This window comes from Treponema sp. Marseille-Q4523, from assembly GCF_016901105.1.
In the GTDB taxonomy this organism is placed as follows: domain Bacteria; phylum Spirochaetota; class Spirochaetia; order Treponematales; family Treponemataceae; genus Treponema_D.
Genome location: NZ_JAFEVM010000004.1, coordinates 52,263 through 77,039, shown reverse-complemented (window position 1 = coordinate 77,039; position 24,777 = coordinate 52,263). Strand labels below are relative to the sequence as shown.

Sequence of the window (24,777 nt, the reverse complement as noted above, 5' to 3'; positions counted from 1 at the left end):
GGAGTGTATATGGATATATTCTTGATACTTGCGTGTATTTTTATTATCCCGCCGATTGTCCTGACCGTTTTGAACGTACGAAACCTGTTTGCAAAGACGGAACGTTTTCCGATCGCGCTGCTTTTCGTTACTATTGTGTACGGACTCTTTTGCTATCAGGTTTTCTTGGCATCCGAGAGTATTACGAGCATACCGTGGCACGAGCCGGTAGATGAATATGCAATGCACCAAATCATCAGTTCCGAATATTTTCTCTCGTTTATCGTTCCGTGTGCGGCGGGGTTTGCAGGGCTTTTTGTCATCGCCTTTTTTCCGGCAGAAAAACTTTCTCCGCTCGTTGCGGTTCTTGCACTGGCGGGCATCTGCATCGGAAATGTCGAAAACATTTTATTCGCACTTCAGATTTCAAAAAAATTTTGGAATCTTTCCGATTTTAGGGATTTTGATTCGGACGGTTTTGTATACATGCTGCCCTACCTTTACCACGTGAACCTTTTGCTGCTTTCGGTTTTTCACATACGGCGCCAGATACGGGGGCAGCTCGCACTGATTGAAGCGCGCCGTGCCGATGCGGCGTACACGTGGCAGAAAAAACTGTACGGCTTTCTTTCCCGCGCGTCGAAATGGTATGCGGCAGCCTTTGTCGCCGTGCTTCCGCTTGCACTTGTTATCGACATCGTGTTGATTTTGTTCGGACAGGGGTCGGACGGACCGGCAAAGGCTTTTACGATGACGGCGGATTGGACCTTTTCGGCGCAGGTGCCGCCTCCTCCGCTTGCGTACGAGGGGCACTATCTGTGCACGGTTGCAGCCGGCGGACACTGCGTGCTGGTAAAACCGCTTCGGTTCGGTATGCGGCGCGGGCAAAAGATCGTCGTAAACCGCCAGCTTTCGGTTGCAAACGCCTTTGAAGAGCTTTTGCAGGAACGCTTTTTTCGCCTGCACAGGGTGCTCCGCCGTTTTTACGACACGCACGGCTATCCCGTTTCGCGCCTCATCACGACCAAGCTCCGCGCAGACATCGTCTACATTTTGATGAAACCCGCCGAATGGCTTTTTACGTGTGCGCTCTATCTTTTGTGCACGGATCCCGAACAGCGGATACGAAGGCAGTACGCGGAACGCCGGTCGTCAGCAGCCGGCTTTTCCTACACGATTTTTTCTCCGAATTGACAGCGGAGCAAAGCCTGATATAATAATATCGATATCTTTCAAACGACACAAAGATTTTGCGGGAGTAAATATGAGCGACATAATCCGACCGGTTATTACCGGTATCTTAATATCGTTTATTTTCTATTTGATGAAGCGAAACAAGAAAAAAGACTTGGACACGAACGCCGGCAATACATTACAATTGCCGATGTATATTTTTATCATCGGGCTTATCGATTTTTTGATGTTCGCCGGATTCGCATTGTTTTCAAATCTTTTTCCGAACGGAACGGAGTCGGCGGTAACGACGATACTGTTTTCGGCTTTCGCCTTGCTCGGTCTCTTTCTCGTCTACATGTATTTTATCGAAAAATATACATACGATGAATATGCAATAATCTACAGAAAAATAAATTTAAAAAAAATATCGATGGAATGGAATTCGATCGTCAATATAAAGTATTCGCCTGCGATGCAATGGTTCGTAATAAAGTGCGCCGACGGTAAAAAAGGATATTTTTCGGTAATGCTGAAAGGTATGAAACCTTTTGCGGAGCGGATTTTACAAAAGGTCTCCGCCGAAAAAACGGATAGTAAAACGCTCGAAATGCTTAACTCGCTGAAAAACGGAAATGTCGTCGGGAGCTTTTGACTTTACAACGGAGGACAGCGCTCAAGTCATTGACTTGTTTTCCGTATTATTATAGCATATTTTCCATCATGAAACATAAAAAAGGCGTCGCTTTTTATGTCTTTTTGGGCATCGTTTTCAGCATCGTATATATTATCTTAGCCGCCGAGCCGCTTGCAAAAGAGCATCAATTCATACCGCAATGGAAACTCGATGTAAACGCGCACATACAAAAAGCGGACGCCTCAGGCGAAAAGCCGCTGTATTTCAAACTCGGACAGACGATGGGTTATTTTACCGAAAGCGGCAAGCTTTTATCGGTCGAAACCTTTCCGTTCAAAGCCGCGATTTCGGAACGATATTATGCTCCGTACAACACTTACGGTTCATCGATCGATTTTTTCACGCCCGACGGACAAAAAGCCGGCACGATAACGGAAAGCGGTTTTCCGCTCTTCGATAAAGACCGTATCTTCGTCTTTTTGGCAGGCGGCGCTTCGTTCGTCGAGTGCGATTCCGACGGAAAGCGCAAGTGGGAATACAACGGCACGGTTCCGATCACCGCTTTCGATTCGTCGCTTTCCGGCTGCGTTGCAGGATTTGCCGACGGGACGGTAAGGCAATTTTCCTCAGACGGAACGATGATCCAAAAATTTTCTCCGGGCGGAAGCGACTACCAAGTGATCCTCGGCGCCGCCCTTTCTTCCGACGGTTCCATGATCGCGTTGGTTGCAGGACAAAATAGGCAGCGCTTCGTACTGATGAAAAAATACGAAGCACAGTCAAAGGTCGTCTTTCACGAATACGTCGGGCAAAGCGATCCACGCCAACGCCTCGTCGAATTCAGTAAAGACGGATCTACCGTGTGGTACAATTATAAAAACACGCTCGGCATCGTCGACACGAAGAGCGGCAAAGCTTCTCACCTTGCAATCTGCGGACAGGCGATTTCGCTTGAAGAGTCCGGCGATCTCGTCTTTGTGCTGACACGGGACGAGACAAAGTATACGGTATACGCGATCGAAAAATTCGACACGATGATCGCTTCCTTTTCGTTTGACGCGCAATCCGCCTTTATCCGCACGGACGGCGAAAACCTCTTTGTCGGAAAAGATTCATCTATTTCGCGGATAAAGATTACAAAAAATTAACGGGAAAACTATGAAACGAAAATCGATTTTTATTATACCGCTGCTCGCACTGCTGCTCCTTGCAGCTTTGCCGCTTAGGGCATTCGACTGGCCGCAGGATGAAGTGATGTCGGATACGTTTTATTCGTATTTCGGACAGCTCCGCGGCGGCATAATCAGCACTTCTCTCATCTTCGCCGATACGTCGGACATAAAAGCCGCCGACAACGGATATGTCGTCGCCGTCATAAACGAATACGAAGACGATTCCGTATTTTTTCCGTCGGCGCTCGGAAACGCCGTCATACTCGCGCACGGCGACGATCTCATGACGGTATACGGGAATATCGACAAAGAAACGATTCCCGCTTCTCTCTACGACACGGAAAAAGCGGCGGCGGGAACGGTCTTCGGTTCGAGCGGAAATGCCGGCTGGCAGCAGGGGCGTTCGAGCCTTGAATTTCAAACTATCGATACGGCGAGCGGCAATGCGGTAAATCCGCGCGTCCTCATGCCGAGAGTCGGAAAAGAACTCTCGCTTTCGCTTTCAGGCATTACGCTTGAAGGCAAGGGCACGCGCTGCGATTTGCTCGTTCAGCGCACGCTGCCTGCAGGCTCGTACCGCGTGTACCGCCAGCGCCAAAGCGTTGCGATGCCGTATAAAACGCGCGTCGTCGTAAACGGCATCGTCGCCGACGAAATCTCGTACGACCAGCTCATCCAAAACGGAAGCGTCGTCTACGCCGCGGGACGGAAAAATTATCCGAAAGAAGCACTCTACCCCGACGAACGCCTCCAGCTTTTGGGAGAGGTGACGCTGACCCCGGGGAAAAATACGCTCGGCATCGCCCTCACCGACATCTTGGGTGCAGTAACGGCGACATCGTATTCTCTGACGATTTATTAAAATACCGCAATAACTTCGCCGTTCGGATAATGCTCAGTTATATAATCTTTTACTTTTTGACTCGTCATCGCTTTGACAAGCGCTTTGATGCGTTCGTCGTTTTGTAAGCCGTCTTTGACGCAGAGTATGTTGACATAAGGCGAATCCGCGCCTTCGACGAGGAGTCCGTCTTTCGATGCGGTAAGCCCTGCGGGAAGCGCGTAATTTCCGTTGATAACCGCGGCGTCGACGTCGTCGAGCGTGCGCGGAAGAGATGCCGCTTCGATCTCGCGGAATTTGAGATTCAAGCGATTTTCGATGATGTCGGCGGGAACGGCGGTAAGACCGGCTTTATCGTCGAGCTTGATCAAACCCTTCGACTGCAGCAAAAGCAGCGCGCGGCCTTCGTTTGTCGGATCGTTCGGGATCGCGATCACCGCTCCGTTTTTCAGATCGTCCGCGCTTTTTATTTTGTGCGAATACAGCGCAAGCGGTTCGATGTGGATGCCCGCAACGCTTACGAGATGAAAGCCGCGCTCTTTGTTGAACGACTCCATGTACGGAAGATGCTGAAAATAATTCGCATCGATCTGCCCCGATTCGACCGCTTCGTTCGGCACGACGTAGTCGGTGAATTCCTGCACTTTCAGCGTAATACCTTCTTTGGCAAGATCGTCGACGAGCAGATTGAGGATCGCCGCGTGCGGCTCGGGCGTTGCGCCGACGGTCAGCACTTTCACTTCCGATTTTTTCGAGCAGCCGACCGATACCGCGGCGGCCGCTACAATCGCTAAAATACTCTTTTTCATAGTATTGTCTCCTGATTTCAGTCATATCGACTGTACAAATTATTTCCTACTTTGTCAATAGGTTAAATATCAATTTCAAAGCGAATTCGATCTCTCACGCATCTTTGTCGGCTCTGCGGATAATGCCGCCGCCTGCGATAACGCCGTCGATGTAGAGCACGGCGGACTGACCCGGCGCTGCGGCGTGCGCGTTCTCCGCAAACGAAATACGGTACGGCTTTCCGGCAAACGACTCCCCCGTATGCGATGCATAGGGTTCAACGCGAGCCCGTATCGGACGGGAAGCGAAGCGGATTTTTACGAGCGCATCGAACGGAGCATCCGGCACGACATCACCCGGCCACACGAAGTCGTCGGCGATGAGAGAGCGCGCATCCAAATCTTCGCTTCCCGAAAGGATAACGAGATTGTTTTTTGCATCGATCGAATGAACGTACAGCGGTTTCCCCGACGATACGCCGAGCCCCCTCCTCTGCCCTATCGTATAGTGTTCGATGCCGCGGTGACGGCCGAGCACGCGCCCGTCGAGATCGATGATATCGCCCGGAAGCGATTCTTTATCGGAAAACAGAGCATCGAAATATTCGGGCGAGATAAAATCTTGGCTTTCGGCTTTTTCCGAAGCAGCGAGGCGATTTTCCTTCGCAATACGGAACACGTCTTTTTTTTCGATCTCCGCGAGCGGAAAGCGTACCCGATCGAGCGTCGCCGACGGTATGCGATACAAAAAATACGTTTGATCTTTTGCACTGTCGAGAGCCGTCGCTATCATCGCAGGTTTCGCATCGGTGTGCCAAAGCCCCGCCTCCGGCTTCACGATGCGCGCATAGTGACCGGTACAAAAATAATCGTAGGCGATACCCTGCTTTTCCACGCCCTCGAGCAGTGCACCGAATTTAACAAAACTGTTGCAGCGGATGCACGGATTCGGCGTTCTGCCTGCGCGGTACTCCGATTTGAAATAATCGATCACTTGTTTTTGATATTCGTCTTTAACGTCGATGACGCGATACGGGATGGCGTTTTCGTTGCAGAATTTTTCACACTCCGCTATATCTTCCGATTTGTCGGTACCGTAGCACGAAGAACGAAATTTTTTGCCGCCGTGCAGTTCGGGTAAATCGCCTTTCCACAGCGACATCGTTACGCCGATGACTCGGCAGCCCTTCTGTTTGAGGAGCAGGGCTGTAACCGTGGAATCGACGCCGCCCGAAAGTCCGACGACGACCGTGTCGCCCGCTTCCGGCAGTTTTTGCATAATGAAATTCATAGGCGCAGTGTAGCGGAAAAATCGAAGTTGTAAAAGCGTACCGAGATGATATATTTTGCGTGTTCGAGTGTGCGATGTTTTAACTCGCGATAATATCGGAAAGAAATATTTATGAACGAATTTAACGCTGTAGCCGATACCATGCTCCCCGATGACGGCGCGGGACCGGAAACGGCGGAAGAACGATCATCCTGCATTTAAACTGAAAGCTTTGCTCGGCACGGGCGGCGTTACGGCGGTACTGCCGGTGGCGGCATCCTAGCAATCTGCCCTATCGGCTTTGTTCCGTAAGGCGGTCTCTTAACAATTTTGCGCGCGCATGAGTCGGAACAAGGGCGAGCGCGTAACCGGCCGAACGGAGTGCTTCCCTCGTTTTGCCCTGTGCGCTGTAGATGAGCGCCATGCGGTATTGGATTTCAGCCCGCTGCATCGCGTCCGCAGCACGGACGGAAGAGGCCGCATAGAGATCGAGCGCCTGTACGTTCGAGCCGAGGCTTTCGTATATCATCGCGAGGTTCATGCACGACGGCGTGGAGACGAGGGACGAAATCGTTTTGCCGTCCGTGCCGCCGCCGCTCTCATACACGCAGTATTCGTAGAGTCGTATCGCCGTATCGGCAAGCCGGCTGTAAGCTGCAAACCACGCCGCATATTCGGCTTCGCGGATCGTCATATCGCGGACACTCGCCGCACAATTTTCCCAAAAATCGCGCGATGCGTCGAAATCGTATTTTGCAGCGATGCTCTTTCGAAAGAGGCGGAAAGCGTCGTCGTAACGCCGGTAGGCTAAAAGGCGGTTCAGCGCAAATTCGAAAATAACATCGGGATAGACGTTTGCGCCGACACTGCTGCGTTCGAGTTCGTTCCATACGTCGGATATTTTTTCATCCGGTGTCAGAGAAAAATCGGTTTCGTATTTTAAATGCAAGCGTGCGATATACAACACGGGATTATTGATTCTTTCGAGACTCCGGTCGATACGATATTCGGCGTCGCTCACCGGAATCTTTGCGCGCCTGTCGTAAGCTTCCATCTTGAGCGTCGCAAGTCCGTTGTCCCTGAGCGTGAGTTCCTGCAAATCTTCCGACGGAGACATACTCGTCCGCCGTGCAAAATCCGCATACGCGATGAGGGCCGGCGCATAATCGGGCCATGCGTTTACCGTATCGGTTAAAAGGCGGCTCGCTTCGTCGTCGTTGCCGTTCGCTTCGGCGTACAGCGCGCTGTCGACAAAGAGCGCGGGTAAAAGAGAACTCACATTTTCGTCCGCAATGTTCATGCCGCCGGTATTCCGCTCCATTTCGGCGATCACGCTGCGCCTCGCCCGCTCGGCTTCTTCCGTCTCCGAAAGCGCGATATGCGAATCGGAGAGGACGGCAGCTATTTCGACGGGCGACACTCTGTGACGGGAGCGGATAGAAGAAGTCGGATAGAGCGAACGCGCTTTTTCGGCATAGGCGGCCGCTTCTCCGAAGCGGCACGAATCGAACATGACGAGGCTCCAAAAAAACGCATCTTCAGGCTCAAAGCAATCTGTAGGTTTTAGGGAATACGCCGTATCGTAATCGCCGTCTTTTAAACAGATAAGCGCCGCATCTCGCAGCCAATATGCATCGTTCGAACCGGCGTATGCGTCGCAAAAGACGGAAAAAAATCGTTTATCGAAATACTCGGAAGCGCTTGCTTCTTTTTCGGATACAAGTTCTCGCAAGTACGCTTCGGAATACACCGAGCCGAAACGCGTACCGCGAAGGCATTCGGAGACCTTTACCGCTTCCGCTCCCCGCCCCGCACGCATCAAAAACTGCGCGTACACCGCGGACATTTCGGGATTTTTCGGATTGCGCTTCAATCCGCGCACAAGCGTCCGCTCGGCAAGAGCCGTCTCTCCCATTTCAAAATAACGGCGGTAGATGCCGATGCGCGACCACGAATCGTATACGTGTTTTTCGGCTTTTTTCAATTCCGAAAGCGCGTCCCTGTCCTGTCCCTGTTCGCTGAGCGCGTCGATATCATCGAGCATACCGGTAAACGACGAACGGGAAGCGCTCATCCTGCACGATGCGGCACATACGACGAAACAAAAATTAACAATTAATAAAAAAAAACAAAACGCGTTCGGAAGATGAGCGGAATTCCGCCGGAGACAAAAATCGCGTACGCCAAAACACACGAACTTTTTTTTCATGACGTCCCTCGCCCCGTCCCTTACTCGGCGGATGCTTCGGCGGGAGGCGGCACGGAAACGGCTTTGCCGATTTTATCGAGGACCGCGTTGATAAAGCGGAACGAATCGTCCGCTCCGAATTCCTTTGCGATCTGTATGGCTTCGTCTATGACGACGGAAGCGCCGACGTCTTTTTGATATAGGAGCGAATACACGCTCATGCGCAAAATGGACAGCGATACTTTGTTTACGCGGTCGAGATCCCAATTTGCGGCGAGGTGTTTTTTTATGTTTTCGTCTATTTCGGAAAGATGCTCGACCGTGCCGGCGGCCAAAAGCCGTGCAAATACGTATTCGTCTTTGTTCGTATCTTCGGCGGGGACACCGCTTTCCGACACCCACGAAAATGAGAGCAGGTCTTCAAGCGGGATGCCGCCCACTTCGTAAGAGTACAGCGTTTGAAATGCAAGCACCCTGCCCTTTCTGCGCGACACGCGATTTCCTTACCAGCTTAAAAGTTTATCCAGTTCGGCGCCGGTTTTTTTGCGGTCGACGTTTTCGCTTACGTCGAGCGATTTGGAAATCTCGTTTGCGGCCCTTTGCAGGTACGCCATCTGCTGCTGCTGACCGAGATACTGCTTGATGTAATTGTAGACGGTGATCGTCGTTCCCGGACGGACGATATCGCTCAAGCCGAGCAGTTTCGCGTCGTATTTTTCTATGATGGAATAAAATTGATAATTCGTGTCGTTGTCCTGCACGTCGGAAATATATCCGGGAGTGCGGGAAAAGAGTTCGAGCAGCACGCGGTAAGATATGCCGAGCTGCACGGCGCTCGTTTCGGTTTTATTGATAAGCATTTCGCCCGCTTGAAAACCGGATTTTTCAGCCTGAGAACGGACGCCGATCTGCGTGCGTGCCGCATTCGGATCCTTTGCGCTTTTGAGCGTATTCCACATCTCCGTCGCCTTCGCTTTTGCGTCGTCCGGAGCGGCGCCTTTCGGCACGATCACGAGGAAGAGGCGGAGCATATCGCTCCACACGAAATTCGCTTTATTCATTTCGTAAAACGAGCGGATATCTTCGTCCGTCGGCGCAACGCTGCGGAGTTCGGCTTCCCGCTGCTGCTGGATATACTGCTGCGCCGTGATCTGCGCTTTAAGGTATTCTTTATATTCGGCGATGGACATGCCCGCCTGCTGCCTCATAAACTCATCGAGCGACATCTTCGTTTGCTGACGAACAAACGTATTGAGTTCCTGTTCGGTAACGGTATCGTTTCTGCCGATCATCTGCGACATCGACTGGAGAAAGTTTTGATTTACCGTGCTGTCGGGAATGGAAATACCCGCTTTTTGCGCCGCCTGATTGATGAGCTTTTCGGAGATAAGGGCGTCGAGCGTCTGCTTGCGCTCATCGACGGTCAGCACCCTGCCCGCCTGCTTTTCATACACGCCGACGCGCGTTTTAAGCTGCTTGACGGTAATCGATTCACTCTTGTTGAGCTTTATAACTGCAAGCACTTGCAAATCCGACTGCGCAAAAACGGACGCGGCCGAAATCATCAACATGCAATAAATGAGGGTAAAACGGTTTACTTTCATTGTATCTAAGTCCTTTTCAATAATAACAAATTGCACTGCGATGTGTTACACGAGCGCATACCGGAACGAAGATGCGCCTGCCGCTAAGCTCCGAGCGGAAGCCCGCCCGAAATGACCGCGCGAATGCGGCGCACGCCTGCGGAAGATGACTGCTCTTTCGTTATCTTAAACTGCCCGATCTGCGCCGTATGCTCGACGTGCGGGCCTGCGCACACTTCTTTGCTGAAGTCTCCGATGGAATACACCGTAACGCGCTCGCCGTATTTGTCGCCGAAAAGCGCACGCGCTCCGGTGTCTTTGGCGTCGTCGAGGCTCATTTCTTCCACCGAAACGGGAAGGTCACGCGCGATCTGTTCGTTTACCAAATCTTCGACTTTTTGCACTTCTTCTTTCGTCAATGCACGCGAAAAAGAAAAATCGAAGCGGAGGCGTTCGGGCGTAATATTCGAACCCTTTTGCGCGACTTCCGGCCCGAGCACCCGTTTGAGCGCTTCGTGCAGCAAGTGCGTCGCCGTATGATATTTCGTCGAAATCTCCGAATGATCGCCGAGACCGCTTTTAAAAGCGCCGGCGCTCAGCGTGCGCGATTCTTCCTGATGCTTTTTTTCCGCTTCTCTGAACGAATCGATATCGACCGTCATACCGTGTTCGCGGCCGAGCTCTTCGGTCAATTCGATCGGAAAACCGAACGTATCGTAGAGTCTGAAAGCGACGCGGCCGGGGATCGTTTTTTGCGGATTTTTTAATAAATTCGGCAAAAGCTTTTCAAACTCCGCTTCGCCTTTTTTCAGCGTCGCAAGGAATTTATCCTCTTCCGCGCCGAGCTGTTCGAAAATAAAATCTTTTTTGCCTTCGAATTCGGGGTAAGCTTTAACGTATTCGCCGATGACGACGTCCGCAGGCTTTGCGAGAAAGGCGCCTTCGATGCCGATCTTCCGCCCGTGGCGCACCGCACGGCGGATCACTCTGCGCAGGATATAACCCGCGCCGACATTGCTCGGCGTCACGGCTTTTTGGTCGCCCAAAATAAAAGTCGCCGTGCGCACGTGATCGGAAATGATGCGGATCGATATGTCGACGTCTTCATTTTCGCCGTACTTTTTTCCGGAAAGCGATTCGATGCAGCGGATGATCGGAACGAAAACATCGATTTCGTAAACGGACTTCATACCGCCGAGCATCGCGACCGTGCGCTCGGCTCCCATGCCGGTGTCGACGCATTTTCGCGAAAGTGGTTCGAACGTACCGTCTGCGGTTTTATTGTACTGCATAAATACGTTGTTCCAGATTTCGACGTATTTTCCGCACGGACAGCCCGGCCGGCAGTGAGAAGCGCAGGCTTCTTTCCCCGTATCGTAAAAAATTTCCGTATCGGGACCGCATGGACCGGTCAAACCCGCAGGCCCCCACCAGTTGTCGCTCCTCGGCAGATAAAAGATCCGCTCGCGCGGAATGCCGCAGCTTTCCCAAATGGAAGCCGCTTCCTCGTCTCGAGGCACCCCTTCTTCGCCCGCAAACACCGTCACGGAAATTTTTTCCGGCGGAATCGCAAGCCATTCTTTGCCTGTTAAAAATTCCCAGCTGAAAGCGATCGATTCTTTTTTAAAATAATCGCCGAGCGACCAGTTGCCGAGCATTTCAAAAAACGTCAAGTGCGACGGATCTCCGACCGAATCGATATCGCCGGTGCGCACGCATTTTTGATAATCGGTGAGCCGCGTTCCTTCGGGGTGATTTTGCCCCGAAAGATAGGGAACAAGCGGCTGCATGCCGGCGGTCGTAAACAAAACGGTGGGATCGTTATCGGGAATGAGCGACTGACCGCTTATTTCCGCATGCCCTTTGCTTTTAAAAAACGCGATATATTTGGATCGAAGTTCATCTACAGTCATAAATTTGATAATATAAATTCACCGCTTCAATGTCAAGGCAGTATCAAACAGGTATCGGTGCGAACAGCAGCTTGAGCGCGTTTTTGTCGAGGTCTTTACCGATGACGGTAACTTTCGATCCGCTCATCGCATCGCAGGTTTCGATGTTGTAACGCTTGTCGACGACATCGAATTTCGCCCACTGTCCGTTTATCGGGACAAAGCCTTTGACTCGGTAGACGCGGCCGAAGCGATCGGAAACGAGTGCCGAAAGATCGTTTATCAATTCTTCTATCGATTCGATCGCGATGCCGGTAAAGCTCGCCGTTTCCAAATCGGGGGCGGCCGAAAGCGGGAGCGGAAATAACGCAGTCTTGCCGGTAAACGCGTTTTTTGTCATATCGAAGAGTTCACCCCACCATACCGCATCGAGGGAATCGTAGGGCTGCGCCGTTATGTCCGCTTGAGGATTGAGACCTTTGAGCGTGCGGACGGCTTTTTCGATTTCCGCTTCGCTTTTATTTTCGGTTTTTGATATGACGATATGCGCGGCATTTTTGATTTGATCGGTATAAAACTGTTCAAAGGTCGCAAGATACGAATCGATACAGTCGATATCGACTACGGTAACGGGTTTTAAAAGCCGTATGCGCTCGTATTCGATTTTGTGCAGATTTGCGATGACGGAACTCAGCATGCCGACACCGGTCGGTTCGACGACAAGGTATTCGAAGTCCGCACCGTTTGCAATCGTGAGCACCGACATTGCGAAGTCCGATTTTTTCGAACAGCAGATGCAGCCTTCGGTGAGTTCCCACACTTTTAAGCGGTTTTGTTCGAGCAGATTTCCGTCTATGCCGGCGCCTCCGTATTCGTTTTCCATGACGGCAAAGCGTTTATCGGTTTTTTCGGCAAGCTTTCGGATAAAGGTCGTTTTGCCGGCGCCCAAAAATCCCGAAACGATCAATATGTTCATATTGTTTTTAAAATTATTTAAAAAGAAGGGGTCGGCATGAAATCGATCGCCGTCCCCTTCTCATATAGTTTCAGATCAGATGATAACGACCGGTTTGATAAGATCGGCCGGTTTGTCTTTCATCAACATCAGCGCTTTTTCAACGTTTTCAAAGCCGTTGAATTTATGCGTGATCAGCTTGGAAAGATCGAGCTTGCCGCATGCGACGAGACTTCCGAGTTTTTCCATTCTGAGTCTGCCGCCGGGCATGAGACCGCCGTTGATCTGTTTGTGTCCCATACCGACGCCCCATTCGACGCGCGGAATTTTGATATAGGTACCTTCGCCGAGGTAGTTGACGTTTCCGATCTTTCCGCCCGGTTTTAAGCATTTTACGGCTTCGTCGAATGTGTCGACCGTACCGCCTGCGATGATGACTTTATCAACGCCTTTGCCGTGCGTTAAGTCCAAAACCTGCTTGTCGATCGGGCCGTTTTTGTAGTTGATGATATCGGTCGCGCCGTAGTATTTTGCCGCTTCGACACAAGCGGGACGGCTTCCGACAGCGTAGAGTTTGGAAGCACCGCGGAGGTTCGCGCCCGCAACGGACATGAGACCGACCGGTCCTATTCCGATAACGAGAACGGAATCGCCGTATTGAACGTCCGCGAGTTCGGCGCCGTGGAAGCCCGTCGGAACCATATCCGACAGCATCGGAGCGTACTGCACTTCAACTCCGTCCGGCAAGTGAGCGAGGTTTCCGTCCGCATCGTTTACATGAAAGAATTCGCCGAATACGCCGTCTTTAAAGTTCGAAAATTTCCAACCGGCGAGCATGCCGCCCGAATGCATCGAATAGCCTGCCTGCGCTTCGAGGGAGTTCCAGTCCGGTGTGATCGCGGGAACCAAAACCTTGTCGCCCGGTTTGAAATCTTTGACCAATGCGCCGACTTCGACGACTTCGCCGCAGCCTTCGTGACCTAAAATCATATTGTGCCGGTCGCCGATCGCGCCTTCCCAGACAGTATGAACGTCGGACGTACACGGGCTGAGCGCAAGCGGTTTACAGATGGCATCCATCGGTCCGCATTTCGGGCGGTCTTTTTCGATCCAGCCCGTTTCGCCGATTTTGAGCATTGCAAATCCTTTCATATTGAAGCCTCCTATTTTTTCCAGTATACCGAAGTACACGAAATATGATAACAGTATAAATGAGGATAACGGATTTTGCAACAAAAAAATACGCAGCGTCATGCCCGTACTTGTACGGTCTGCATCCTAGAGCGCAAACAGATCGTTTAAACCTTCCGACATCGTCGGATGCGTGTAGATAAAATCGCGAAAGGCGGTATACGGCAGATCATTGTCCATGGCGAGCTTTATCATATTGATGATTTCGTGGGATCCCGCGCAAAACAGCGCGGCGCCTAAAATCGAGCCGGTTTTATTGTCGATGAGCGCTTTGAGCATGCCTTCGCTCTTTTTCAGTACCTTCGACTTGGGGATCGCCGCCGCATTCATTTTTACGACGCGGCAATCGAGATTTTTCGCCCTCGCTTCCTTTTCCCCGAGTCCGGCTTTGGAATACGGCGGGTCGATAAAAACCGAATACGTAAATGCGCCCCTGTTTTTCGTCGTACGCTCTTTTGTTCCGTACATATCCGATAAAATGATCCGCGAGTCGTCGAGCGAAATATACGTAAACGAAAGGTTTCCGCACACGTCTCCCGCCGCCCATATATTCGGCACTGAAGTCCGCAAATGCTCGTCCGTTGCGATCCCTCCTCTTTGGGTAAGCTCAATACCCGCCTTTTCGACGTGCAGTGCATCGATATTCGGTCGCCGTCCGACCGCCAAAAGAATTGCGTCTCCCTCGAGGCTGCATTTTTTTCCGTCTTTTATATAAGTGAGGTTTGCGCCGTCGATGCTCTCCGTCTGTGCACCGGTGATGATTTTAACGCCTTTGCTTTCGAGTACGCCCCTGATGCTCTGTGCAACGTCTTCGTCTTCTCTCGGAAGGAATTCGGTCTCCCGTTGCACGATCGTTACCTTCGAACCGAAGTTCGCATACATCGAAGAAAATTCCAAACCGATATATCCGCCGCCGACAACAGTCGATCGCTCCGGCAGTTCGGTTAAGGACATGATACTTTCCGACACGTATACATGAGGATTATTCTCTGTCCGTAAAGCGGGCGGGATAAACGGATACGAACCCGTGTCTATGACGATTTTTTTCGCTTCAAGTACCTGTACTTTTCCGTCGGCGCCTCTTACTTCGACGGACGATGCATTTAAAAATGAAGCTGTACCGTCTATGACGTCCACACCCGCTTCGATAAGCTTATTGTAGTTGGCTGTCCGAAGCGCACTTGTCAGCGCATTTTTATTTTCGATCGCCGTTTTGTAATACTGCTTTTGCAGTGCGAAATTTTCTTTCGGCGCCACGGTCGATTCGGTGATCAGCCGTTTCGACGGAATACAGCCGACGTTGATGCACGTACCGCCGTACATAGCCGAATCCTTTTCGACGAGGGCGACACGCTCTCCTTTTTTCGATATTGTTGCGGCAAGCGTTTTTCCGGCTTTGCCGAAGCCGATGATAAGCGTATCGTATGTTTTCATACAGCTATTATATCGCTTTTACCGGAGAATAAACAGCGCATCACAAAAAACCGACCATGACGACGGACACTAACGCACGTCGTACTTATTCACGTAAAAATCAGACATAGAAACAAAAATCAATTTGTAAACGAGTCGAATTCTCATCCGTTTTCGGCAACTATTTTCGGCCGCTTGCTTGCATAATTTTGTACGGTAAATTAAAATAAAGACCCTATGAGTATTCAAAGGATAAGCGTTGCAGGTGTAGGCGTCGATATCTGCCGCGCGGAAGACATCGAATCCGAAGTGCTTGAGCTCCTTGCAAAGCCGGGAACGAAGCAGATCGTATTTTTGTCCGTGTGGGATCTGCTTCGCGCGCGAGGAAAGAGCGAATACGCCGAATGCGTGCGGAGTGCCGATCTCGTTTTACCCGTTTCGAAAAGCATTATCCGAGGCGCGAAATTTCTCAAAAAATCGATCCCCGTACGATACAATCCCTTCGACGCGGTGATCGAAGTGCTGTCCGTGCTCGAACGCCATTATAAATCGATTTTTTTGCTCGGAGCGCGAAGGGCGACGCTGCAAAAGGCCGAATCGAACGTACGGGATACTTTTCCGAATCTGCAGATTGTCGGACGCTATATCGGTCATTATTCGAAAAACGCGGAAGCGGCCGTCATCGAAGCGATTTATAAATCGTCTCCCTCGCTCGTGCTCGTAAGCGACGGTATCAAAGAAAAGGACGTGTGGGTATACCGCAGACGGAACCGCTTCGCGTCGAGCATCTTTATTTATTATAAAGACGTACTCGGCATCTTTGCCGAACGCATCAAGCGCGTCGGCGAAAAAACTTTTGCGCGCGGACACGAAATCTATGCGGAAATTTTTCACAATCCTTTAAAAATATTTTTGCTTTTTCCGTACTTATGGTATATACTGTTATTGCTGTGGTATCGCCTTTTTAAAAATACATAAAAAGTGCGCAGCGGTTTTTGACAAAACAAGAGGCGGGGCATCGTGTGTACGGCGGAAACGAAAATGTTCATGCCGTTTAAAAACGGGGAAGCGAGATGGAGGTATTCCCGAATTTAAACACCGTTGTTTTAATATCCTCGGATATAAAAGTGATCGATTGGTGCCGTCACGCCTTGGAGTCCGTTTTTTCCGTCAAAGTCATCGATTCTCTTCAATCGTATTCGTATGCTCTCACCGCATTTCAAAACCTCATACTCGTCGACACGGCGCTGTTCAACGGACGAACCGAAAAAATATTTTCGGATATTGCGCGCCGCGGACATGTGTTGTTTCTTGTTAAATCCGACGATACGTTTCCGCTTTCCTATGTGGAACGCCATTATAAAACGTGTATTCCGTTTCCGTGCGATTTGGATCTGCTTCGCGACGTTGTCGAGCGGTACGCCCTCGCACCGAGCGATGTCGATCCGATATTTAAAAAACCGGGGCGGACGCCGTTCGGCGACGTCGATATAAGCGGGTTCGAAAAATTTATCGGTTCTTCGAAAATCATCATCGATGTAAAGCGACGCCTCGCCGAAGCCGCACAGCGGGAGATATCGGTTTTGCTTCTCGGTGAAAGCGGAACCGGAAAAACCTTCGCGGCAAAACTCCTGCACGATAATTCTCACAGAAAGGGAAAGGCCTTCGTGTCGGTGGAGATGTCTTCGATCGCCGAAGGACTTGCCGAAAGCGAGCTGTTCGGTACGGTACCCGGTGCGTATACCGGAGCGGTAAAGCGTTCGGGACGCCTTGCGAAAGCCGACGGCGGCACGCTCTTTCTCGACGAGATCGGAGATATCCCTCTCTTTTTGCAGGCAAAGATGCTGCGTATATTGGAAACGGGAAACTATTGCAGCGTCGGTTCGGATATCGAACGCCATGTCGATGTTCGGCTCGTGTGTGCGACGAACGCCGATCTCCAGCAGATGATGCACAAGGGAAAATTTCGTATCGATTTATATTATCGGATTGCAGGCTGCACGATAACGCTTCCGCCGCTCCGTCGCCATCTTGAAGATATCGATGAAATCGCCGCGTCTTTTTTTACAGGGCATGATATCGCGCTTTCCGAAACGGCGCGCAAAAAACTCATGAGCTACGATTGGCCGGGCAATGTACGTCAGCTCGTCAATTGTTTACAACGCGCCCTCCTGTTTGCAAAGAGCGAAACGATCTATCCCGATGATATCAATTTCTGAATGCAGTATCGTATCGTTTAATATACTGTCGATAAAATAAACCTTTTCGGTTTGCACCGCATCTGCAAACGGGTACGCTTTTGCGCACCCGCTGATGCGTATTTCGATCCGCACTGCGCCCGCCGCGCTCAAGCGTTTGTGTCGCGCGTATGCGGACGGGTGCGGCACACAGTTTTCTACTGCAGCGCTGCACGCACGGCAGCGATTTCTTCACGCGTCAGACCGACCTTTGTACGGAGATAATTTTCGACGACCTTTCCGACATTCCGATCGGTAACGCCCCTGCCGCCGTTGATCGATACGAGCGTACCGATGATGACGCCTCCGATCATATCGTACTGTTCCGTACCTTTTTTGACGCCGAAATAATTTTCAAAGCTCGTCATATAATCGGCTTTGATTTCATTGAGCGTCGCGCCGCACAGAGCTTCGAGTAAGGCGCACACATAGCCCGCACGATCTTTTCCTTCATTGCAATGAACGACATAGGACGCACTTTTCTTTTCGCCGATAAAGACGAGGGCGTCGTGCAATTTTTTAATAAAATCTTCGTCGGCAAACGAAACGCCCATATTGAGGAAGACGATATTGCCTCCTTCCGCAAGCGATTTGTAATACGGCGCTTCATCGATGTGTTTCCAAGCGCTCTCGCGGCTGTCCGCAAGGTTTACCGCAGCTTTTATACCGTTCGCTTTTATGAGCTTTTCGGCATAAGGGGCGCGCGCATCACCGTAGACGGGATTGCACGATCGGTACAAGCGACCGGACGCAATGCCTCCCGCTTTTACTTCTCGAAAATTGGCAAAGATTTCGTCGGATGCGTAGTCGCTCCGGTTTTCGCTTTTTTTAAGCTGGCGGATTTTATAGTCGGCAAGGTATGCGCCCTTCCCTTTCATCGCGACGACGACGGGAGTGCCGGCTGCAGCTCCGCTCGTCTTCGCAAAATTACCCATATTGATTGCAAACGAGACGCTTCCCTTACTCAAACGGATGAGGTATTTTCCGTTATCGACGTCGCTGTAATTCGTACACACGGGAGCATCGAAGGCGAAAGCGCCCGCCTTTACCGACACGATGTCGCCCGGCTCGAAACCCGCTACGATAAATTCATCCTGCGTAATACTGAGCGCGCAGTTTCCGTATTTGTCGATCGACGAAACCGTCGTTTGAACACCCGCGCGGGGGGATCCTGCGGGAACGTTTTTTACCGTCGCGCAGCTTGCCGCAAAAAACGACGCGATAAAGAACAATGCATACGCCGTTACATGAATTCGTTTTTTCATCGTTATACCTCCGTACATCGATTATACCACAAAAAACTCCCTTCGAACACGGGAGAGAAAACAGGTAAAATGTCGAACCGGGAGGTATCGGTGTATGATCCGCTTCGGAAAAATCAATGCAGTCAGCACGAAACGAATTTTTTGTAAAGCTTTCGGCGCACCGCATTCGTTATGCCGATCTCATCGAGATACTGCGAAGCGCCGCCGTAAGCTTTGTGCAAAAACGCGATCAGTTTTTCCATATTCATATAGTGAGAGCCCGAAACGTCGTCCATAAAGCCTTTGATATACGTGTGGCTCACTTCGTAGTCGGCTACGATATCTTTTTCATCGACGCCCGCGATCGTATATAAAAACATTGTGGTAAGCCCCGTGCGGTCTTTTCCCGCAGCGCAGTGAAACAGTACCGGCCCTTCGGTATCCGCCAAAAAAAGCAGCACTTTGCGGAATTCATCGCCGCTCACCGTAAGAAGCTGGCGATACATATTGTACAGCGTGTGCGTCATATACACGTCTCCGTTCACTTTGAGTTCGTGCGGAAGGATGGAACCCTGCACCGATATGTTTTTATAGATGCAGGATTTCGGCAGGCGATCGGGACGGATCGATGTTTCTTCCGGATGGCGAAGATCGAGGATCGTCCGTATCCCCAAATCTTCAATGCGCTGCAAGTCCGCCTTTGTCGCTTTTGCAAGCTCGGTCGAACGATAAAACACTCCGTATTTTGTCATCCCGCCGCTGCATTCCCAGCCGCCGAGATCGCGGAAATTTTCGATGCCGTCAAAATGCAGCCGTCTGTAAGCTTTCATGTATACTCCTGATCTGTAAAGCACAAGTATAGCATAAAATGAGGGGAGAGCGAAAGCTGTGAAAAACAGGCATCACGGAAAAACATATATAGAATTTTCTCCGGTTTTATGCTAGACTTCTAAAATGCACGGAAAAAGTTCAGAATCCAAAAATATTTTTTGGGACGGCAATGCCTGTTCGGCTTTCTTAAATATATTTTTCCAAATTCTGTTGGGCATTGTTTTTGGACTTATGGATCTCGGGCCTCATTATTTGAATTCGCACTTCCGACTTCCGCTCTACATGGACACGATTTTTACCGTTACGGCAGCGTTTTTTTCACTTACGGCAGGACTGGTTTGCGCGGCTGTTTTTCATATTGTTTCCGTATTTACCTATCATTTTTCGCCGTATTCGCTTTTTTGGTCGATTTGCAGTTTTTCAATTGTTGTTATAATCAGATTTTATGTTTCGAGGAAAGAAAAAATCGGTTTGATTGATATTGTTTTTCTTATGTTTTTGATCCCCCTCATAATCAGTTTTGAAGGAGCCTCTATTTTTACCGTTATGAATATATTAGCAAACTATAAGGAAACATCCCAAGTCCGATTTATGTACTCGCTTTTAAAAAACGCGAATCTGCCGGTTTTTATTTCAGCGCTTTTGCCGAGAATTCCGGCGAATATCGTTGACAAAGCAATCGCCATGACCTTAGGTTGGCTTTGCTACAAAGGAATTTGCAGGATTTTCCCGAAAAAAAATTTGAAGTAAAGGATAAGATGACTTTCTAAAAACATAGGAAACACTGATTAAATGCGCACCTCGCTTTAATCAGCACTTCCCTAAATCTTTACAACCAATTTTATCTGCGTGCCTGTTTCTTCATTTGATTTTATCTTGAGTTCGGCATTGAGCAAGGCTGTCCGACTTTTTATTCCGCTTAGACCGAGGTGCGTGCCTGCGTTTTCCGTATTTTCAATTTTTTCAGGACAGAAGCCGTGACCGTCATCGCTTACAAGAAACACAAGTTTTTTGCCGTTTTTTTGCTTTTTCGCCGCGCATTCCGTTCTTTCATCATTTTCTTCACGGAGAACGACGCAGATTTCCTGTGCACCGGAATGTTTTTGGCTGTTGCTCACGCTTTCCTGTATTATTCTGAAAATATGCAGTTTTTGCGTTGCCGTCAGTTCATTAAAAAGAGGACTTTTTTCCGCATGAAATTTACACGGAATTTTTTCATGATCCGAACGGCTTGAGCAGAAGTCCGAAATCAGCTGGACAAAATCCGAAGTTTCAATTTCAGGCGGAGTAAGATTTCTGATAATAGTCCTGATATTTTTCAAATTCGATTCTTCAATTGACTGTATTTTATATAGGAGATTTTTTTGCTGCTCTGAAAAATCCGCGGATTCCGGCAGAGAACTGATTTTGTGTCCAAAAAGAAGGGCGGTCCTGATGTCCTGCGTTACAGTGTCATGCAAATCTCGGCTGATCCTCTTTCGCTCCTCTTCCTGAGCCTGAATGATTGCATTTGACCTCTCAAGTTCTTCCTCGTTCTTTTTTTTAAGCTGCCTGTTTTTTTCATTTTTTTTAAGATAAAGCAAAAGGATGATTACAAAAGAAATGCAGAGGATCGAAATTATCGTAAGAAGTTCTATAAACTGAAGAACCGCAATCTTTGCCTCTGCCGAAGAAAAGTCCATCAGATACCCCCCCCTATGAAAGTTTTTTTAGCAGCATATCTTTGTTTTTGCAGCCGATTTTGTCGTAAATGACGCTCAAGTAATTTTCAAGCGTGGAGATTTTTATTTCGAGGAACTGTGCAATCTCATGGTTTGAAAGCCCATCCTGAATCAGCTTTACAATCTGTTTTTCTCGTTTTGTGAGTATGGAAAAAACGTTCTGTGTATTCAAAAGGCTTGTAACCAAATCCGGCTGGATGAAAGTTTTTCCCTCAGCAACGGTATTCACCGCGTCCAACAGAAGTTTTTCATCGCCGAGTTTTGAGACAAATCCTCTTGCACCGACTTCATCGCTCATTGCGCGTTCAATACAGGCTCCTGTGTCGTGGCTGGAAAAAACAACGCTTTGGATCCCGTACTGCCGAAGAAGACGAACCGCTTCGAATCCGTTTGAAAATCTTTCGTCCGTGCCTTTTATCTGAATGTCAACAACCGCGACCGTGCAATTTTCCGCCTTGTCGGAATCCGGATATTTCGTTTCAGATTGAAAAACAGATTCACAATGACAAGTAATATTCTGTACTCTCTCCCCGTCATTTTTTTTCCTTATGTAAGGATCTTCTCCGATTTTTTTCAGAATATTAGGAATATCATCAAGACTTTCCGCTTCCGCAATCACATTCCACTGCGAATTTTCAGTGAAATATGCGGAAATTCCTTTTCTGAGCATTTTGTGGTCATCAACAAGAATCAAGTTTTTCATTAACTCTCATTATAGCACACAGTACGGACAACGCAATCAATTTAACTCACGGAAAAGCGTGAGTTAACTCACATAAAATCACAAAGGTATCAAACTGTTTTTTTGAAAGACGCTGATGTAGAATTACCGTACAAAAATTAAGTCGGCGGACAAAAAACGCGGAGGAAAAAATATATGAGCTATGAGACAAGATGTGCAATATGCGGAAGAAAGTATTGGCAGGAAAGTTCAGGCTTGGCAAAATTTACAGGAGTTGCCGGAGCCGCAGAAGATCTGAGTAATGCCGCTTTCCTCGGTGCAGGCGTGAAACTTCTAAGAGCCGGTGCAAAAGCTGCATCCGGTAAGAAAGATATTTGTCCTGATTGCAGGAGACAAGGATATAGTGAAAACTCTGTCGGCGGAGGCGGTTCCGGATACAGCTCAGAAGACGCCGGTCGTGCAGAAAGCAAAAGAAAGGCTGCCGTTCATAAGGAAGCAATAAGGGATATAAAGAATTATGAATTCCCTGAAGATGACAGAGAATTTAATCGCGCTGTAAATAATTTCTGTGATGATTATTGCGAATGCAGCGGAGGATTGATGGCGGACAGGGATTACAAAAAGACATACAAACAGAGAGCGGAACGCGAGTTGAAATTTTTAAAAGATTCAAATCCTGCACATTTTGACAAGTTCAACGAGCTTTGGGAAGAAGCGTCTGCAACCATGAAGAAAAAACTGAAGATAAAACTCATTATTTCCGGTGTCATTATAGGGGTATTTGTTATAGGCGGGGGAATTCTTATGGCTGCTGATAACGGAAATTTCTTTTTTGGCGCATTCGACGGTCTGTGTTTTGGCGGAGCGATAAGCATTTTCCCTCATATACCGCGTGGATTTGGCAAAACCAAAACAGATAACGAATAAGCAATTTATCTGCATACGGATTTTTTCGTATGCAGACATATAAAAAACGATGAAAGAAAACGCAATCCAATACATAATAAACCTGTTCGATAACCGGTTTGTCGAACAGGTTTACGCGTCCGTCGGGGCAAACGCAATTTCCAAGTGATTTACAAAACTCGGCATTCGAGCTATTATCAATGCAATCACGAAACGATATAGGTATTGTATATGGCACTCGACGAACGATTACAGACGATCAGGCACAGCTGTTCGCACGTTATGGCGGAAGCGATCAAACATCTCTATCCCGGCACGAAAGTCGCAATAGGTCCCGCGATCGATACGGGCTTTTATTACGATTTCGATTTTCCGAAAGACGTCAAATTTTCGGAAAGCGATTTTCCGGCGGTCGAAAAAGAGATGCGGAAAATTCTTTCGGGCAACCACGAATTCATGCGCAAAGAGATTTCAAAAGACGAAGCGCTTTCCCTTTTCAAAGACGAGCCCTATAAAATCGATTTGATACAAAACCTTCCTGCGGACGAAACGATCTCCACTTACGAGCAGGACGATTTTCGCGATCTCTGCCGCGGGCCGCACGTTTCGAGCACGAAAGAGATAAACGCGCAGGCTTTTAAGCTGATGAAAATCGCGGGCGCATATTGGCACGGAGACGCAAGTCAGCCGATGCTCACGCGCGTGTATGCGGCATGCTTTGCAAAGCCGGACGATTTGAAAAATTACCTCAAAATGCTCGAAGAAGCCGACAAACGCGATCATCGAAAACTCGGCGTAAAGATGGATCTTTTTCACATCGACGACGAAGATCCCGGCCAGATTTTTTGGCATCCGAACGGCTGGACGATTTACATAACGCTGCAGGAGTACATGCGCAAAAAGCTCGAAGCCGACGGCTACATGGAAGTCAATACGCCTGCGATCATGCCGCGCACGCTGTGGGAACGGAGCGGACACTGGGGACATTATCAAAAAAATATGTTCATCACCGAAAGCGAAAAACGCATGTTCGCAATCAAACCGATGAACTGTCCCGGCGCGATCGAAATATTTAAAACGCGGACGAGAAGCTATAAAGATCTTCCGATACGCCTTGCCGAATTCGGTCACTGCGTGCGCAACGAGCCGAGCGGCACGCTTCACGGCATCATGCGCGTGAGAGGCTTCGTGCAGGACGACGCGCACATTTTGTGCACCGAAGAGCAGATCGAAAGCGAAGTCGCAAAGTTCTGCAAGCTCCTCGTCGGCGTATACGGCGATTTCGGTTTTAATAAAAATCTCATCGTGAAACTCAGCACGATGCCCGACGATCATGTCGGAGACGAAGCGACGTGGCATCACGCCGAAAACGCTCTCGGAAACGCGTGCAAAGAAGCCGGTCTCGACTACGAAGTACAGCCGAAAGAAGGCGCATTTTACGGGCCGAAGCTCGAATTTACCCTCGTCGATGCGCTCGGCCGCGAATGGCAGTGCGGTACGATCCAGCTCGATTACCAGCTGCCCTCAAGCGAACGGCTCAACGCGGAATACATCGGAAAGGACAATCAAAAGCATCATCCGGTTATGCTGCACCGAGCCGTGCTCGGCTCGCTCGAACGTTTTATCGGCATCCTCATCGAAAACTACGCCGGAGCTTTTCCCGCGTGGCTCCACTTCGAACAGGCGGCCGTCGTCCCCGTCGGACCCGACTTTTACGATTACGCGGAGCAGGTGCGGAACGCGCTCGCCGAAGAAGGTATACGCGCAAACGCATACACAGACGAAAGCAATATGAAAAGCAAAATCAAATCGATAAGCTCGGAGCGCAAAACGCCGTACATCCTCATCGTCGGACAAAAAGAAAAAGACGAGGGTGCGGTAACCGTCCGCTTCCGCGCCGACAGCGGTCTCGAACAAAAAACGTTTTCGCTCAAAGACTTTATCGCCTATGTGCGGGAAAAAATGAAAACGCATTACAACGGCATTTGATCGATTGGTCGAACGGCGAGCGAAACGGATGGAAAATTTCGCGTTAAAAAAACTCGAAATTTAACCCGATTTCTAAAACCGGCAT

General features: G+C 49.4%; 22 protein-coding genes. 9 read left to right on the top strand and 13 right to left on the bottom strand.

The annotated features are described in order from the left end of the window. The first annotated feature begins 9 nt into the window (after positions 1 to 9). From JSQ97_RS02105 to JSQ97_RS02090, 4 genes are all read left to right on the top strand, one after another. Positions 10 to 1,173: a DUF6688 domain-containing protein gene (locus JSQ97_RS02105; protein ID WP_205074539.1), complete on the top strand. Its 1,164-nt coding sequence runs from the start codon at positions 10 to 12 to the stop codon at positions 1,171 to 1,173. A gap of 70 nt (positions 1,174 to 1,243) precedes the next feature. Further along, entirely contained in the window at positions 1,244 to 1,807 is a 564-nt protein-coding gene (locus JSQ97_RS02100) for a YdbT family protein (RefSeq protein ID WP_205074538.1), read from the top strand. A 68-nt stretch (positions 1,808 to 1,875) separates the two neighbouring features. After that, entirely contained in the window at positions 1,876 to 2,937 is a 1,062-nt protein-coding gene (locus JSQ97_RS02095) for a hypothetical protein (RefSeq protein WP_205074537.1), read from the top strand. A gap of 10 nt (positions 2,938 to 2,947) precedes the next feature. Further along, a complete protein-coding gene (locus JSQ97_RS02090; protein WP_205074536.1) occupies positions 2,948 to 3,823 on the top strand; it encodes a M23 family metallopeptidase in 876 nt (291 codons plus the stop codon). Here the strand turns inward: JSQ97_RS02090 and JSQ97_RS02085 are convergent. From JSQ97_RS02085 to JSQ97_RS02045, 9 genes are all read right to left on the bottom strand, one after another. Further along, positions 3,820 to 4,611, bottom strand: a complete 792-nt coding sequence (locus JSQ97_RS02085; protein ID WP_205074535.1) for a MetQ/NlpA family ABC transporter substrate-binding protein — start codon at positions 4,609 to 4,611, stop codon at positions 3,820 to 3,822. The two genes, JSQ97_RS02090 and JSQ97_RS02085, sit on opposite strands and share 4 nt — an antisense overlap. Positions 4,612 to 4,705: 94 nt before the next feature. Continuing rightward, the gene (gene mnmA, locus JSQ97_RS02080) at positions 4,706 to 5,881 is read right to left on the bottom strand and encodes a tRNA 2-thiouridine(34) synthase MnmA (RefSeq protein WP_205074534.1); all 1,176 of its coding nucleotides are present in this window, start codon (positions 5,879 to 5,881) and stop codon (positions 4,706 to 4,708) included. A gap of 271 nt (positions 5,882 to 6,152) precedes the next feature. Continuing rightward, positions 6,153 to 8,069: a tetratricopeptide repeat protein gene (locus JSQ97_RS02075; RefSeq protein WP_205074533.1), complete on the bottom strand. Its 1,917-nt coding sequence runs from the start codon at positions 8,067 to 8,069 to the stop codon at positions 6,153 to 6,155. Between the two features lie 20 nt (positions 8,070 to 8,089). Beyond that, entirely contained in the window at positions 8,090 to 8,542 is a 453-nt protein-coding gene (gene nusB, locus JSQ97_RS02070) for a transcription antitermination factor NusB (protein ID WP_205074532.1), read from the bottom strand. Positions 8,543 to 8,551: 9 nt separating this feature from the next. Beyond that, positions 8,552 to 9,652 carry an MOSP complex formation periplasmic protein, TDE1658 family gene (locus JSQ97_RS02065; RefSeq protein ID WP_205074531.1) on the bottom strand — a complete coding sequence of 367 codons (1,101 nt, stop codon included), beginning with the start codon at positions 9,650 to 9,652 and terminating at the stop codon, positions 8,552 to 8,554. Between the two features lie 83 nt (positions 9,653 to 9,735). Continuing rightward, on the bottom strand, positions 9,736 to 11,544 hold the full coding sequence (locus JSQ97_RS02060; protein WP_239446868.1) for an alanine--tRNA ligase: 1,809 nt from the start codon (positions 11,542 to 11,544) through the stop codon (positions 9,736 to 9,738). 43 nt (positions 11,545 to 11,587) lie between these two features. Then, positions 11,588 to 12,499: a CobW family GTP-binding protein gene (locus JSQ97_RS02055; protein ID WP_205074530.1), complete on the bottom strand. Its 912-nt coding sequence runs from the start codon at positions 12,497 to 12,499 to the stop codon at positions 11,588 to 11,590. 75 nt (positions 12,500 to 12,574) lie between these two features. Next, complete coding sequence (locus JSQ97_RS02050) at positions 12,575 to 13,630, bottom strand: NAD(P)-dependent alcohol dehydrogenase (protein ID WP_205074529.1); 1,056 nt, start codon at positions 13,628 to 13,630, stop codon at positions 12,575 to 12,577. A 126-nt stretch (positions 13,631 to 13,756) separates the two neighbouring features. Then, complete coding sequence (locus JSQ97_RS02045) at positions 13,757 to 15,103, bottom strand: FAD-dependent oxidoreductase (RefSeq protein WP_205074528.1); 1,347 nt, start codon at positions 15,101 to 15,103, stop codon at positions 13,757 to 13,759. A gap of 216 nt (positions 15,104 to 15,319) precedes the next feature. On the opposite strand from JSQ97_RS02045, the gene JSQ97_RS02040 reads away from it, so the two are divergent. Both JSQ97_RS02040 and JSQ97_RS02035 read left to right on the top strand, forming a co-directional pair. Next, positions 15,320 to 16,060: a WecB/TagA/CpsF family glycosyltransferase gene (locus JSQ97_RS02040; protein ID WP_205074527.1), complete on the top strand. Its 741-nt coding sequence runs from the start codon at positions 15,320 to 15,322 to the stop codon at positions 16,058 to 16,060. 95 nt (positions 16,061 to 16,155) lie between these two features. Beyond that, a complete protein-coding gene (locus tag JSQ97_RS02035; RefSeq protein ID WP_205074526.1) occupies positions 16,156 to 17,301 on the top strand; it encodes a sigma 54-interacting transcriptional regulator in 1,146 nt (381 codons plus the stop codon). 176 nt (positions 17,302 to 17,477) lie between these two features. Here JSQ97_RS02035 and JSQ97_RS02030 read toward each other — a convergent pair whose 3' ends face one another. Continuing rightward, positions 17,478 to 18,584 (bottom strand): tyrosine-protein phosphatase, encoded by a 1,107-nt coding sequence (locus tag JSQ97_RS02030; protein WP_205074525.1) that lies wholly within the window; start codon positions 18,582 to 18,584, stop codon positions 17,478 to 17,480. Positions 18,585 to 18,706: 122 nt separating this feature from the next. Then, positions 18,707 to 19,393 carry a tyrosine-protein phosphatase gene (locus JSQ97_RS02025; RefSeq protein WP_205074524.1) on the bottom strand — a complete coding sequence of 229 codons (687 nt, stop codon included), beginning with the start codon at positions 19,391 to 19,393 and terminating at the stop codon, positions 18,707 to 18,709. 124 nt (positions 19,394 to 19,517) lie between these two features. On the opposite strand from JSQ97_RS02025, the gene JSQ97_RS02020 reads away from it, so the two are divergent. Next, complete coding sequence (locus JSQ97_RS02020) at positions 19,518 to 20,144, top strand: hypothetical protein (protein ID WP_205074523.1); 627 nt, start codon at positions 19,518 to 19,520, stop codon at positions 20,142 to 20,144. Between the two features lie 71 nt (positions 20,145 to 20,215). On the opposite strand, the gene JSQ97_RS02015 is transcribed toward JSQ97_RS02020, so the two are convergent. Together JSQ97_RS02015 and JSQ97_RS02010 are read right to left on the bottom strand one after the other, a co-directional pair. After that, positions 20,216 to 21,076 carry a sensor histidine kinase gene (locus tag JSQ97_RS02015; protein ID WP_205074522.1) on the bottom strand — a complete coding sequence of 287 codons (861 nt, stop codon included), beginning with the start codon at positions 21,074 to 21,076 and terminating at the stop codon, positions 20,216 to 20,218. Between the two features lie 13 nt (positions 21,077 to 21,089). Continuing rightward, positions 21,090 to 21,818, bottom strand: a complete 729-nt coding sequence (locus tag JSQ97_RS02010) for a LuxR C-terminal-related transcriptional regulator (protein WP_205074521.1) — start codon at positions 21,816 to 21,818, stop codon at positions 21,090 to 21,092. 174 nt (positions 21,819 to 21,992) lie between these two features. On the opposite strand from JSQ97_RS02010, the gene JSQ97_RS02005 reads away from it, so the two are divergent. Both JSQ97_RS02005 and thrS read left to right on the top strand, forming a co-directional pair. Continuing rightward, positions 21,993 to 22,724: a hypothetical protein gene (locus JSQ97_RS02005; RefSeq protein WP_205074520.1), complete on the top strand. Its 732-nt coding sequence runs from the start codon at positions 21,993 to 21,995 to the stop codon at positions 22,722 to 22,724. A gap of 210 nt (positions 22,725 to 22,934) precedes the next feature. Next, on the top strand, positions 22,935 to 24,692 hold the full coding sequence (thrS, locus tag JSQ97_RS02000; RefSeq protein WP_205074519.1) for a threonine--tRNA ligase: 1,758 nt from the start codon (positions 22,935 to 22,937) through the stop codon (positions 24,690 to 24,692). Positions 24,693 to 24,777 lie beyond the last annotated feature (85 nt).

Bases quoted from the DNA above. Each gene is read 5' to 3' on its own strand.
- JSQ97_RS02055 (WP_205074530.1), bottom strand. From the start codon at position 12,499: ATGAACATATTGATCGTTTCGGGATTTTTGGGCGCCGGCAAAACGACC.
- JSQ97_RS02105 (WP_205074539.1), top strand. From the start codon at position 10: ATGGATATATTCTTGATACTTGCGTGTATTTTTATTATCCCGCCGATT.
- JSQ97_RS02010 (WP_205074521.1), bottom strand. From the start codon at position 21,818: ATGAAAAACTTGATTCTTGTTGATGACCACAAAATGCTCAGAAAAGGA.
- JSQ97_RS02085 (WP_205074535.1), bottom strand. From the start codon at position 4,611: ATGAAAAAGAGTATTTTAGCGATTGTAGCGGCCGCCGCGGTATCGGTC.
- JSQ97_RS02040 (WP_205074527.1), top strand. From the start codon at position 15,320: ATGAGTATTCAAAGGATAAGCGTTGCAGGTGTAGGCGTCGATATCTGC.
- JSQ97_RS02005 (WP_205074520.1), top strand. From the start codon at position 21,993: ATGAGCTATGAGACAAGATGTGCAATATGCGGAAGAAAGTATTGGCAG.
- JSQ97_RS02045 (WP_205074528.1), bottom strand. From the start codon at position 15,103: ATGAAAACATACGATACGCTTATCATCGGCTTCGGCAAAGCCGGAAAA.
- JSQ97_RS02095 (WP_205074537.1), top strand. From the start codon at position 1,876: ATGAAACATAAAAAAGGCGTCGCTTTTTATGTCTTTTTGGGCATCGTT.
- JSQ97_RS02025 (WP_205074524.1), bottom strand. From the start codon at position 19,393: ATGAAAGCTTACAGACGGCTGCATTTTGACGGCATCGAAAATTTCCGC.
- JSQ97_RS02060 (WP_239446868.1), bottom strand. From the start codon at position 11,544: ATGACTGTAGATGAACTTCGATCCAAATATATCGCGTTTTTTAAAAGC.
- JSQ97_RS02075 (WP_205074533.1), bottom strand. From the start codon at position 8,069: ATGAAAAAAAAGTTCGTGTGTTTTGGCGTACGCGATTTTTGTCTCCGG.
- JSQ97_RS02065 (WP_205074531.1), bottom strand. From the start codon at position 9,652: ATGAAAGTAAACCGTTTTACCCTCATTTATTGCATGTTGATGATTTCG.
- JSQ97_RS02035 (WP_205074526.1), top strand. From the start codon at position 16,156: ATGGAGGTATTCCCGAATTTAAACACCGTTGTTTTAATATCCTCGGAT.
- mnmA (WP_205074534.1), bottom strand. From the start codon at position 5,881: ATGAATTTCATTATGCAAAAACTGCCGGAAGCGGGCGACACGGTCGTC.
- thrS (WP_205074519.1), top strand. From the start codon at position 22,935: ATGGCACTCGACGAACGATTACAGACGATCAGGCACAGCTGTTCGCAC.
- JSQ97_RS02090 (WP_205074536.1), top strand. From the start codon at position 2,948: ATGAAACGAAAATCGATTTTTATTATACCGCTGCTCGCACTGCTGCTC.
- JSQ97_RS02020 (WP_205074523.1), top strand. From the start codon at position 19,518: ATGCACGGAAAAAGTTCAGAATCCAAAAATATTTTTTGGGACGGCAAT.
- JSQ97_RS02030 (WP_205074525.1), bottom strand. From the start codon at position 18,584: ATGAAAAAACGAATTCATGTAACGGCGTATGCATTGTTCTTTATCGCG.
- JSQ97_RS02050 (WP_205074529.1), bottom strand. From the start codon at position 13,630: ATGAAAGGATTTGCAATGCTCAAAATCGGCGAAACGGGCTGGATCGAA.
- JSQ97_RS02100 (WP_205074538.1), top strand. From the start codon at position 1,244: ATGAGCGACATAATCCGACCGGTTATTACCGGTATCTTAATATCGTTT.
- JSQ97_RS02015 (WP_205074522.1), bottom strand. From the start codon at position 21,076: ATGGACTTTTCTTCGGCAGAGGCAAAGATTGCGGTTCTTCAGTTTATA.